Genomic DNA, 12,185 nt, shown 5'->3' with positions numbered 1-12,185 from the left:
GCGCAACAAAAACCACCATGAAAAAGTATAAAGTAATATTTGCAGTAAGCTTAACGGCATTTGCATCTGCTACAGTGTCTGCGCAGATCAAAGAAAACAGCTATGCTATTGTCAATGTGGTGACCGGCAAAGTACTGAGGATCAAAGATGCGAACAGCCAGGATGGTACGCCGATCGTATCCTATTCTCCTGTCAACTGGAAATGTGTGACCTGGGATTTCCAGCAAACCAAAGATGGAGCCTACAGGCTGAAGAATCTATTCTCAGAAAAAACACTCGGACCATCAAATGATGGAAAGCGACTTGAAGAACAAAGCATTGTGAACGGATCGGAAGAGCAGGTGTATGAACTTATTCCGGCTGGCAATGATACCTATTTCATTAAACAAAGGAAGAAGGGGTTGTTTGTTACGCCGGCAGATGAGAATGGGACGGTTGATGAACCTGTTTTATTGCAGGTAAAGAAAGATTCGGATATTCAGAAGTGGAGGTTGAGGGAGCAGCATCCTACGATGTAGAAACATATCATCTGTTATCCAAATGACTCATCAATCGATCTACCAAAACGTAAATTCTTGTATAAGGGGTAGATGCCGCCGCACTTTTGCCAGTGTGCAAAGCTTCCAATGCTTTGCCGCGTTGAATAGCTCGTTTTACATCTCCCTTGGTATGTATCGTTTCTGCAATTGACGCCAGGTTTTTCTCATACGCAGCGTTCAGTACTTTTGAAAGTCTCTCAATGTAGACTTTCCGTCCCAGCGCTGCTTCCAGATCTGCAAAATGTAAAACATACCAAAGCTCAAATGATTCATTTGAATGGCCGCTTTCTATACCTTCTTTAGCAGCGTGTCGTATGGCATCATTGTAATCTCTGTCCGTAAAATCATCTTTGTCAAACACCGCCCACACCTCATGGTAGTCCGGTATGCTGCGGTCTTTTCGGCGTCTTTCTTTTGGTTCGATCGCCTTATTCACTACTGCTTTGGGCTCTTTACTATGTCCCTTTGTTTCAACTATGACTGTTCTTGGAGGCAACAGTGTAGCCAGGAACTTAAAATACAAAATTTCAGTTTCAGTCCCCTGGCTTACGATCAGGTAGTATTTCCTGTCCGCTTTGGTTCCAACTACAGGAACTGTAGGTTTCGAGGCTTTAAGGTCGGCAAGCATTTTATTAAAACTATTTTGTTCCTTGCTCTTATTCTTCGCCATTCTTCAGGAAATTTTCAAGATTTTCAATAAATGGAATACCTCCGTATTTGCCTTCAAGATAGTTTTTTCCGAAAGGTGTATCTTTCCTGACGGTTTTATATTCAACAAGATTTACCACCCTGGTCGCAGCCAAGTTGTCTTTCTCCACAATATATATTTGATCTCTTCTCAATAATTCGTGATCTACAACCGCAATATCATGGCTTGCAGCTAATAACTGAGCACCGCTTTTTACGGTTTCACTATTGAAAAGTCCCATGATTGCTTTAGTAAGCAAAGTATGGAATCTGGCATCAATCTCGTCAATAACTACAAATTGCCCTTTTCTTATTGCAAATAGAATGGCGCCAATAATATTGTAGAACTTCTTTGTTCCCTCAGATTCATGTGTTAACATATCGAAGGATGTTTCACCGGTTATTTCACCTTCGTTATTATAAACATAATGATTGGTAACCACGCGATTCTTGTTATCAAATTCCGTGGGATACAAAGATGCTTGTCCCTCTTGTTTTTCCCTTTGATCTTCCACCAATTTTATCACATTCACAGAATTAATTCCAAGATCTGCATGTGACATGAGGTTGTTGATCATTGTTCTGTATTCCGGTATCTCAAATAATTTATTTGTTCTGGTTTTGTAGTCAGTATCATTTAGCCCATGAATGGTAAACATCTCGTAGAACCACCTGTAGATTTCCTTCGCCAATGGAACGTTCCATTGATCTGCTACAGAGACAAATAATACGTTTTCGTTACACTTGTTTTCAAGACCTTCGGAGTTTTGAAATTTTTTATAATTCACCTGGAAATCCTGTCCGATACGGAGGTAGACAGGCGATTCGGTGGTTGACTTAACTTCCAGTAACCATTCACTTTTAATAAGGCCTCTATACGCTTCAAAACCATATCTGTACCGTTTGTTCCTGATAACAAACTCAGATTCGAACAAACTTGGCAACTTCACAGTTTCGGTGTTGAGCTTAAAAGGCTCGACCGGTAATAAAGTGGTGCTATGGTATGATGTTGATCTTAAAATAAGTGCGCGGTAAGTAACAAATGCATCCAGTATTTTTGACTTACCGCTCGCGTTTGCCCCATAAAGCAATATTGTTTTAAGCAATTTGGTCTTACTTTTTTCTATCACGTTAGTTTCCTGATGCTCACTTATAGAAGTTGCCTCAAAATTGATAACTATAGGGTCTTTAATTGATTTGTAGTTTCCAGCCTTAAAATACACTAGCATATGCACGGGTTTTGTGCAAATAACGGTATTTTAACTGTAAGGGCAATAAAAATGTGCTGAATTTTGCAGGTTTTCTGCAAAAATCAGAATGTTTTCACAAGAGTTGTTTGTCCTTTTGGATCTGGACTTGCAGGTAAGCTAAGCACCTTTCAATCTTTCCTGCTGGCCGTTATAATTTATCAGTATAGGTAATCTTTAGTAATATCTGGCTGAGGTATTATAGTATGGGACCGCTGGAAGGCTGCTTATTGCCATTGCCCAGCCACGCAGAAAGGGAGCATGCTGCTGCATAACGAATTCTGGCCGATTTTGTTGGTATTTGCTGTACGATATCAAGTATAGCCTCTAACGTTCCTTTCGTTTTACGAAATGCGCAAGCCGTTGATTTTCCTGCAGGTCTTCCCTGAAATAATACAGAACCGTATCTGTATTGAAGGAGACATTTCCGGCAGCAATGATGACGTCATTCCTGTAGTCTTCCGTTTTAAAAATAAATAAGTGATATCCTTCAACAATCTCATACTCTATATTCAGTGCTAATGCCGTCTCGGCGTCGGGAAGAATAAAGACAGGTTCCTGTGTTTCTGACTTCCATCCATCGAAATATCCGCTAAAGAAGAAAACATCTTCAAATATTACTTCCAGTTGATGATAATAGGTCAGGTCATCACTGCCTGCAATAATCAATTTGCGTCCATCGTAGTGAAAGACAGTAAAATCGAACCACAGTCTTTCATGCCGGATGATGGTATCGATTTGGTTTGCTATTTCAGTCAGGTTGTTTTCCATAAAGTAATGAATAATGTTAAAAGTACTGATTATACTTACTCAACAACGTATCCAATAAAAAAGGCCGGCCTAAAATGACCAGCCTGAAGTTTTTTAACCTTGTTCTCAAGGCTTGTTTTCAGTATAGATGACAGCCTGTATGTGTTATCTGCAGGTTCTGTATACGTTTTAATTAGCGAAGTGATTTAAATGATGCGCGCAGCTCCTGTGTAAAGAGTGCAGGTTGTTCCCATGCAGCAAAGTGACCACCTTTTGTCAGCTTGTTGTAATGAATGAGTTTCGGATACGCACTTTCTGCCCAGTTCTTTGGCGCAGCATAAATCTCATCAGGGAATACACTTACTGCAACCGGAATGGTGAGATGACGCGGATCAAAAAAGCCGCCTTTCGCAGTTTGCACTGTTTCCCAATACAGCCGGGCGGAAGAGACGCCGGTGTTTGTTACCCAATACAATGTAATATTGTCGAGGATATCATCTTTAGTAAGACCCTCTGATTGTCCTTTGAAAACGCGGGCGATCAGTTCATAGCTACGTGCGTCATGATCGAGTATCCAGCCTGCCAGACCAATAGGGGAGTCAGCGATCCCGTAGAGCGTCTGCGGACGAAGCCCCATTTCCTGTGCATAGGCAAGTCCTTTTTTAAAGAAAAAGTCCAGTTGCCGGTAGGCGTTCTTTTCATCAGCCGAAAGACCAGCTGGCGCCGGACCACCTGACTGTAGTGCCTTTGTAATGTTTGCCGGAACAGTGGCGGCCATGTTGGTATGGATACCCAGCAGTTCAGGAGGCGCCTGCAATGCCATGAGCTCGGAAATAGCATTACCCCAGTCGCCACCTTGTGCAACATACTTCTTATAGCCAAGACGGTTCATCAACACGATCCATGCCTTCGCAATGTGTGCAGGATCCCAGCCGGTAACAGTCGGCTTGCCTGAAAAGCCATAGCCGGGGATGGAAGGTATTACCACATCGAAAGCATCCTCCGCTTTTCCGCCGTAAGCGGTAGGATCAGTCAGCGGACCAATGATCTTCAGTTGTTCAATGATAGAACCTGGCCAGCCATGCGTAATAATGACAGGCAAAGCATTTTTATGTTTGGAACGAACATGAATGAAATGTATGTCAACGCCATCAATGTTCGTTACAAATTGTGGTAAGGCATTCAGCCGCTGTTCTATTTTTCGCCAGTCATAGTCAGTTGCCCAGTACTGTGCAAGCGCCTGCATGGTTGCCAGCTGTACGCCCTGCGATTCGTCGTTGACAATCTCCTTTTCCGGCCACTGTGTGGCTAAGATGCGGCGTTTAAGATCAACCAGTTTTTCTTCCGGGATATGCACCTGGAAGGGCCGGATGCTTTTATCTGATGTGGTATCGGTTTGTGCATTGCTGAATGCGCTCTGCATCAGCAGACCTATTGCAACCATTGCAACCTTAAGTATTTTAATCTTTTTCATTAGTTAATGTTTTGATGTTTTTGGAATGCGGGCGTAAAATTATTCCTGTTGGAAGCGGTTGACAATAGGGAGGGAGGGTAGGTGGACGAAGTAGTTGTCGAAGTGGCCAATTTCAGGCGTGAAGTTGGGGCCAGGTGGATCACTTAAATTGTATACGAGCTAAAGGAAGGGGCAGGTAGTCTATTGCTGGTGCATTGCTCAATGCAACAAGCCACAGGCGCGCCTGTGGCTTGTTGAGTTATCTGCATAAGACCGGCTATTACCAGCCTGCATTGGCTTTAATGGTAGCGGCAGCATTGCCAAACTGGACCAGCTGCCTGTCCAGTATTTCTTCCACCACCTGCATCACATTTTCCTGTACACCGGCTGGATTACCAACAGTAGCCATATGCCGGATCTCTACTATCGGAACACTACGGTTTGCATCTGCCATCAGCTCCGGAAAGTTATCCCGCACCTGGTTATTGATTTCGGAATCCTCATCATTATCCAGTTTTTCGCCGGAGGCAATAGAGGTGGCTATGTCTCCGCCATCCACCAGTGTTCTGAATGCGCTGGACACGGTTACGTGGTTGTCCATTTTCGATGCCAGCGAAGCCTGTAGGCGATATTTATCGTCAATGGTTTCGATAAGGCTCTCAATTCGCTTGAACCACTTACGAGGGTCGGTATTCCGCTGTTCTTCCGGGAACTGTTCTAATAATTCTTTCCATAAAGCCTGAAAGGAGCCTTTCAGCATATAGGGTACTTCATTTTTTTCAGTTTCTTTAGTGTTATGACCAGCCGCAGCGCCTTTGAAATACATCAGTAATACATTCAATACTCCCTCCAGCGAGTTCAGTAAGCGGTTGCCTGGCATTATGGGGGCAGCGTCCTTAGCTTGTTCAATGGGCAAAGTGCGGATCTTTGACATGAGGGCTGCAATTTCCGCATGTGTATTCTGCGCTTCTCCTATACCCCAGAAGAATCCATTGGTTAATGTCCTGCCGATAGGTTGGGCAAATAGACCGGCTAGTCCTCCAAGATCTATTCCGATATTAACCTGCGGCGAATAGCCATTCGTTTTCATAGCATCTTTAAATTCGTCGCCCCAGGGCCAGGTATATGAAACACCAGCCCTGTATCCGGCTGTGCCTACCACATGTGGCCCTGTCTGTTCCATCTGGCCAATCTGGGTTTGTATCTCGTTAAGGTGATTAATAAGGTTTTGTTTACCGTTAGTAGGTTCAAGTTCATCTACCAGGCCCGCTTCGCTGGTGACAAATTCTACTATGCCGGACTTGCCTGGCTTGTCGGGTACACCTTTCACACGATTTTTTATATTTTCCTCATAATATCGTCCTGCCACGCTATATACGTTTCCACCACTGTCCGCATGCAGCTCAACGCCATTTACATCGCCTCGCGTAGTACGTGAATAGGACGACCCGTTAAAGCATAGTCCTAAAAGATTAGCATCGTTGCCATAGGTCGTGCCGGTATAGGGCTTATACACGGGGATGCCTGTTTCAACTTCAACACCTACCCGTCGTTGTACAACTGCTGTATGGCTGGACAAAGCTGCGGCCGCCTGGCGGATTGGAATGGAACTGTTCGTACCTGCTGCCTGTAGTACAGGAAACGCGGTTACCGCCGGATAAGAAAGTGCATTATTTCCAATTTCTTCTGCTGCGGGGCGTTGATTTTGCTGCGGAAGCGCTGTACGTATTTCTTTTGAGGAAGTCATACTGGTATTGCTTTATCGGGTCAGGAGTATAGGATGGTGATATTAAAGATAAGAAAAAAGCGCAGTCAACGTTGTCGTTCCATCTCCGCCAATGCCTCCTCCACATCCGAGGGATATACCGCATCCAGCATTTCGCAATAAACGTCGGACATATGAAACCCCTCTTTGTATAAACGGGCGGCCTTTTCGAAATGCTGTTCCGCCAGCTTACGTTTTCCCAGAGAACGGTAAGCAATGCCTTTGTAATAACTCGTTTCTACGTAATTCCTGCACAATTTGTCCTGTTGATGAAGATCGGATAAGGCGCCGCTGTAATCCTGCTGTCTTAGTTTTAACACAGCTCTGTGCAGAAAGTCGAATAACCCTATAAAGTCTTTGCCCTTGGTATAAAAAATGCTGTCGATGCCTTTGGAGAAATAAAGCGCTGCATTGTCATAATTCCCCAGCTCTCTCTCGCACAATGCCATTACTACATTCAGGCTATAAGTACCGTCTCCCGTATGCCTGGACGCAAAGTGGGTCAGGCTGTCGAACCTTTTCAGATCTTCAAGAGCGCCTTCATAATCTCTCAGGAATTTGAACCGGCACCAGCCTCTGACATCCAGGGTTCTGGCAGGCTGCAGGGCAACTGCTCTATCCAGGTATTTACGCCAGGTTACAAAATCGCCTCTTTTCAGATAAGGAACACTTATCTCCCGCCAGGCATCTGCCATATCAGGACACAGGCGGGCGGCGCTGTCGAGGTATTCCTGGCTGCTGCGGGAGCCTTGTGCGAAGGAACTGGACAGGTTGCGTAATTTACAGGCGAGATTACAGAGGGAATCTGTATATATACTGCAGTTCTGCTGGCCATTGACAGTTAGGCCAATAAGACAGCAATACAGGAGCAGGTATGTTTTCTTCATGGGCTGATGCTTATTATTTTACCATTCCTGATATGGAAGGTGATGTATTGATAGCTATCATATACTTTGTCTTTGTAGACAGCGGGTTGCCATCCACTCAACTGTTTTACCAGCTTGAGTAAGTGTTGGGATAATGCTTCTTTGAAATGAATGGGCTGGTAATTGCTGTCCATCTCCAGGAGACGAAAGCGGCCGGTGTTGCCGTTACAATTGATAATGAACCGGATGGTAAGAAATCCGTTCTGGTCCTGAAAGTCATTCTGTGTGCTGAAATTATCAAGCAGGTATTTTACGATCTCCTTTTTGTGGTCTTTGTAGTATGATGCTGTATTGTAGTATTGGAACACCTGTTTAGGATTGCATACAACAAATCCGGGATCATCCTGCAGGCTATCGAAGGGAATATCACCTACATTGTCCGGAAAGGTCTGCTTTTGCGCGATAGCATGTATGAAAATGCACAAAAGGAGAAAGGATAGTATAATGCTTTTCAGTTGATACATAGCGGGGAAGGTAAATGGGACTTATACATAAATATAAATAACTCTATTCTGTCGAAGTAGAAAATGCAGTTATTTTTTTAAGGCAGGCTTAGTAAAGCAAAGAGAAGGCGTAAAAATAAACGAACGTTCTCAGAACCACTTAAATGACTGCCTGATTCCGCCAGGTACCCGAATAAAAAGAGGCTGCTCAACTTTTCAGACAGCCTTTTTAATGCTATGTTGGTATTTTTTATTAGCTACGGATGTCCAATAGTGATATTGCTGCTGCCTGCTAATCGGTTTCGCCATAATATGCACTGACAGCGTCGAAGGCGGTCGATAATGTATTATTTGCTGTTTCCAGTAACGCAGGATCAAGTGCTGAAGTATCTGCAGTCAATTTGAAAGATACTTCTTGCCCTTTAAACGCTAAATGTGCCATTACCACTCCACTTCCCCAGAAGAAGTCGTAAAGCAGGGCAACACCCTCTCCATCGGCCTCCATGTAGGGCGCAATACTTCTTAGCCAGGTGAACATGGCTAAGCTTTCTGTGTAATTTTCACTGAAGAATACAACGCAGAATGTCCAATATTCATCACCTTCCTCCATTTGCTCATCTTTTCCAATTCTGGCATCATTGGGCGTGATTTGCAATATGTCACGGTTGGTGTCTTTTTCATAAAAATAGATCTTCGACAGCGGTTCCTTGCTGTACATGTCGCGGCTATCCCACCATGCTGTCCAATCCTGATCAACAGCTGCTTCTATCGGTTTGGCTTGAAAGAATCGTTCCAGGTTATCTTTTGAAATTTTTAATCTTACGTATAAAGAATTCAGTTGTGACATTACAGTCAGTATTTAGATATGTTTATATTAAGTAAACATTTTTGTTGGCACATTGGGTGACAGTTAACAATGCTGAGACAGGAGTTGTTGCTGTGCTCAGATGGCTGTAGGGTCACTGTTTCAAACGTTCACATGGTAAACCGGGGCGAATATAAAACAAAAAGGACTCATTTTTGAGCCCTTTTCCCGGTAAGGTGAGATATTTATGAAGGTGAACCAGTAGGTCGGCGGTAGAAGTAATATCCTGCAATTATATCTGCTATTTTATGGGATGACAACCGCTTAAATTGTTGAGCAATATCACTATATGCGATAGTGCATTCGGAGCAGTTATTTTGAACAGGTATTACTTCTTACAATCAAACTGCTTTCTCAGTTCTTTCATTTTAGCCCAAACCGGACTAGTGAGCGGTTGTGGAGATAGCTGATGGAAAACAAGCGTATTAGTCATTCCGGGACATTTAATAACATGCACTACGCAATTAAGCACCATAGGTTTTTTAGCCATATAATCCAGCATGCTGACTGTGCCGGAATAAGTAGCTTCATCACCGCCTTGTGGTTTTCCCAGTTTCTTTACCTGGGTAACTGTTTTAGTGACCATGTCGGCAGGGATATTGCGTTTTTCGATATTCCTGCCAATCAGACCATCATAATAGGCGTTTAAGTTTTTATCAATAGTTTCAGCACTGATCTGCTGTGACCCTTCCAGATACCATAAAAAGGAATACGACCAGTATTCCGGGCTGCCAGCTTCGCCCCAGCCTTTTGTAAAACGGATATCCTCGACGCCTTTATAAGGGATAGAGGGGGCAAAATCAATGGGTATTGGGAAACGCTCAATATCCCACCCTTCAAGAGGCAAAGAGTAGGGTGCTTTCCATGTTTCCGGATTGAAGTTAGCCTGTCCCTGGCCAAAAGAGTGTAAGGACCAGAGACATAATAGTAAAAGGAGAATTTTTTTCATAGTCATTGAATTTATGTCCGGGCGATAAGCTGCCAGGGTTCTTACCGGCCGCAATGACTATGCCTGTCTTACAAAGCCGCAATGGCCGGAAATGTGTGCTGCAGGAAGCATGTAAAACTGTTCAGAAGTGAACGGTTAACGTGCGCATCCGTACATAGACATCGGGCTATATGTTGTCAATCATACTCCTGATTTAGAAAAGCTGAGCTGACCTAGAAGTTGACTGAAGACTTCGTATATGACTCAAAGGTGTTCATGGGTGATCAGCATGAGACGGGGCTGGCCATTACTTATCTGGTCAGCCCCGTCTCTGTTAGCAGTTCTTTGCAATTACTTTACTACAGTAGCTTCCAGCTCGACCTTTAACGTTTCAAAAAGGCTTTTCACTTCTAACATAGTAACAGCTTGCCTGATGCCATGCTTTGCGATCCAATCCTGCAGAATGGGAAAGTTAGGCCAAAGCTCATCTGTGGCAGTCGTATAGATATTGAGCCGCACAATGTTTTTGCATTCGTACCCAGCTTCAGTGATTAATTGCTCCAGGTTTTGTATTGCCTGAATTAACTGGGATTTCATATCCGCATTACTTGATGTCCCATCAGCATCTATAGCGGCCTGGCCTGAACAATACAGGGTACCTTGTACATCTTTTACTTCAACAGCCTGCGAATAACTACGAGCGTCCTGCCATTTCCATGGGTTAATGTTTCTTATTTCCATTTTATTCGGTTTTTGTTTGTGCCAATGCGGCACTGTGTTTGACATTTACGGGTCAAAATTCCGAATACCGGAGGACTTAATTTTTGACAAACCGCACGAATAAAAAGTGATGTTTGTCACACTAGGAGGATAATCTGCTCAGGGTTTCGCGGGAAACACCCAGATAGGTAGCAAGGAGGCTTTTGGGCACACGCTGAATAAGTGCCGGGTATTGTTTGAGGAGCTGTTCATAACGCTCTTTGGCGTTGGATGTTATCAGGGATATGATGCGGCGCTGTGCTGCGAGAAAGCCAGCGTTAGTCTTTTCAAGAAAGAAACGTTCCATCTTCTGTAGCGAATTGCACAGTTTTTTGTAATCTTCAAAGGAAAGGCAAAGGACTTCCGTATCTTCAAGACATTCTAAAGACATAGTGGCTTTAGTCTGCGTATAAAAGGCATAATAATCACTTTCCCACCAGTCTTCCATTGCAAAGGATACAATGTGCTGCTTTTCTGAAGCATCAGTATATACAAGCTTTAAAAGCCCGGAAAGTACAAAGTAAGCGTACTTTACAGCATCCCCTTCCTGAATAAGAAATTGATGTTTCCTGAACTTTTTGGAAGTGAAATGAGTCAACACGAGCGCAAACTCATCGTCAGTGAGCGGTATGATCTTTTCTATATGTTCTCTCAGTTTTTCCTGCATAAGTTAAAGCCTGCATGAGTTCAGGTTTACCGTATTATCGGATAATTGCAATGGCAAAGTAATATAAATCAGGTGTGATTTTCAACACTTTTTCCTGCCGGTTCAATATGGGGCGAATGCTGGCGCCCACATACATGGCATGTGAACGGATAAAAATACCAACTAGTTGGTATTGCCAGTATTATTTGCCCAATTTAAATTGTAAAGAAAAGGTTATGGTTGATAAAACTGACAATTTCAACGTTGAGCCTCCTGTTGCCGACATAAACATCAAGAAAGCAGAAACGACTAACGTAGACAACCCCTTAGATAAAGTAGAGCAATCACTGAGAATAGAAGAACTTAAACTAAAAGTTAGAGAGCTGAACAAGTCTGAGTATAAGAAAATCAGTACCTGGACAGGATTGGTCGCTATTTTTGTAGCCGTAAGCGGTGTAATAACGCAAGGTGTTTTGTATGAGATTAAAAGCGTCAAAGCACAGAACGAGTTAGACAGTGCTTTAAGGAAAAAGGATCTGGCCAACCTGGAAGTACGGCAGCTCAGTCAAAAACGTGATTCGCTAGGGATGGAAGTAAGACGGCTGGATAGCATTTTTGCGCGAAATACCAGGAACATTGAAAAGATCTCAGATGAACTGGATAACGCCCAGTTGGGCTCAAATGTGGCGCTGAAGGTACTCAGAGAAGATGTCAACGCTACCGCCATTGATTTACGCTCATCCAGTCCCTCTTCGCGGGTGCGGACTGTTGCGCGGAAGCCCTTAAATACTGTTATAGAAGAGCTGTTTAGTGCAAAGGCTTCTGTTCGCGGTGCGGCCTATAATGATCTCATGACAAATTATGCTGAATCCCCGCAATTAGTTCCATCGTTATTGAGTTATGCCAGCGGCCATAAGGACAATCAGAATGGCATTTATAATACATTAGTCGTTCTTGGACACCTGGACTATAGCAAAGTACCGGCCGATGTTGAAGACATTCGTGCATTTGCCGCGCAAGTTACTGACAATGGACCTAAAACAGCTGATCGCATTGAAAAGCTATTAAGGCGTTTACCCAGATGACGATCAGGGAGGGGATATGAAATATTAGTAGCTTTAAAAAAAAAGCGGTCCATTGCTGAACCGCCTTTTCTTCCATCCATCCGTCTAAAATA

At 43.5% G+C, this 12,185-nt stretch carries 13 protein-coding genes; 2 read left to right on the top strand and 11 right to left on the bottom strand.

Going from position 1 to position 12,185, the window contains the following annotated elements; translation table 11 throughout:
• The first annotated feature begins 17 nt into the window (after window positions 1-17).
• Complete coding sequence (locus L3C95_RS18415) at window positions 18-518, top strand: RICIN domain-containing protein (protein ID WP_236389667.1); 501 nt, start codon at window positions 18-20, stop codon at window positions 516-518.
• Window positions 519-525: 7 nt separating this feature from the next.
• Here the strand turns inward: L3C95_RS18415 and L3C95_RS18410 are convergent, their stop codons facing one another.
• From L3C95_RS18410 to L3C95_RS18360, 11 genes are all read right to left on the bottom strand, one after another.
• Window positions 526-1,209: an RloB family protein gene (locus tag L3C95_RS18410; RefSeq protein WP_236389664.1), complete on the bottom strand. Its 684-nt coding sequence runs from the start codon at window positions 1,207-1,209 to the stop codon at window positions 526-528.
• Window positions 1,196-2,455 carry an AAA family ATPase gene (locus L3C95_RS18405; RefSeq protein WP_236389662.1) on the bottom strand — a complete coding sequence of 420 codons (1,260 nt, stop codon included), beginning with the start codon at window positions 2,453-2,455 and terminating at the stop codon, window positions 1,196-1,198. Before L3C95_RS18405 ends, L3C95_RS18410 begins: the two co-directional genes overlap by 14 nt.
• A 345-nt stretch (window positions 2,456-2,800) precedes the next feature.
• On the bottom strand, window positions 2,801-3,244 hold the full coding sequence (locus L3C95_RS18400; RefSeq protein ID WP_236389660.1) for a hypothetical protein: 444 nt from the start codon (window positions 3,242-3,244) through the stop codon (window positions 2,801-2,803).
• 172 nt (window positions 3,245-3,416) lie between these two features.
• The gene (locus L3C95_RS18395; protein ID WP_236389659.1) at window positions 3,417-4,697 is read right to left on the bottom strand and encodes an epoxide hydrolase family protein; all 1,281 of its coding nucleotides are present in this window, start codon (window positions 4,695-4,697) and stop codon (window positions 3,417-3,419) included.
• 259 nt (window positions 4,698-4,956) lie between these two features.
• The gene (locus tag L3C95_RS18390) at window positions 4,957-6,423 is read right to left on the bottom strand and encodes a hypothetical protein (RefSeq protein ID WP_236389656.1); all 1,467 of its coding nucleotides are present in this window, start codon (window positions 6,421-6,423) and stop codon (window positions 4,957-4,959) included.
• Between the two features lie 65 nt (window positions 6,424-6,488).
• Window positions 6,489-7,328, bottom strand: a complete 840-nt coding sequence (locus L3C95_RS18385; protein ID WP_236389655.1) for a tetratricopeptide repeat protein — start codon at window positions 7,326-7,328, stop codon at window positions 6,489-6,491.
• A complete protein-coding gene (locus tag L3C95_RS18380) occupies window positions 7,325-7,831 on the bottom strand; it encodes a hypothetical protein (RefSeq protein WP_236389654.1) in 507 nt (168 codons plus the stop codon). Before L3C95_RS18380 ends, L3C95_RS18385 begins: the two co-directional genes overlap by 4 nt.
• A gap of 271 nt (window positions 7,832-8,102) precedes the next feature.
• On the bottom strand, window positions 8,103-8,657 hold the full coding sequence (locus tag L3C95_RS18375; RefSeq protein WP_236389653.1) for a hypothetical protein: 555 nt from the start codon (window positions 8,655-8,657) through the stop codon (window positions 8,103-8,105).
• Between the two features lie 346 nt (window positions 8,658-9,003).
• Window positions 9,004-9,624 carry a hypothetical protein gene (locus L3C95_RS18370; RefSeq protein ID WP_236389652.1) on the bottom strand — a complete coding sequence of 207 codons (621 nt, stop codon included), beginning with the start codon at window positions 9,622-9,624 and terminating at the stop codon, window positions 9,004-9,006.
• Window positions 9,625-9,954: 330 nt separating this feature from the next.
• Window positions 9,955-10,344 (bottom strand): RidA family protein, encoded by a 390-nt coding sequence (locus L3C95_RS18365; RefSeq protein ID WP_236389651.1) that lies wholly within the window; start codon window positions 10,342-10,344, stop codon window positions 9,955-9,957.
• 121 nt (window positions 10,345-10,465) lie between these two features.
• Window positions 10,466-11,029: a Crp/Fnr family transcriptional regulator gene (locus tag L3C95_RS18360; protein WP_236389649.1), complete on the bottom strand. Its 564-nt coding sequence runs from the start codon at window positions 11,027-11,029 to the stop codon at window positions 10,466-10,468.
• 215 nt (window positions 11,030-11,244) lie between these two features.
• Here L3C95_RS18360 and L3C95_RS18355 point away from each other — a divergent pair, with 215 nt between their 5' ends.
• Complete coding sequence (locus tag L3C95_RS18355; RefSeq protein ID WP_236389648.1) at window positions 11,245-12,093, top strand: hypothetical protein; 849 nt, start codon at window positions 11,245-11,247, stop codon at window positions 12,091-12,093.
• Window positions 12,094-12,185 lie beyond the last annotated feature (92 nt).

Origin of the sequence: Chitinophaga filiformis (assembly GCF_021646545.1) — a bacterium.
Lineage (GTDB): Bacteria > Bacteroidota > Bacteroidia > Chitinophagales > Chitinophagaceae > Chitinophaga > Chitinophaga filiformis_A.
This window is presented reverse-complemented; position numbering and strand designations above follow the sequence as displayed.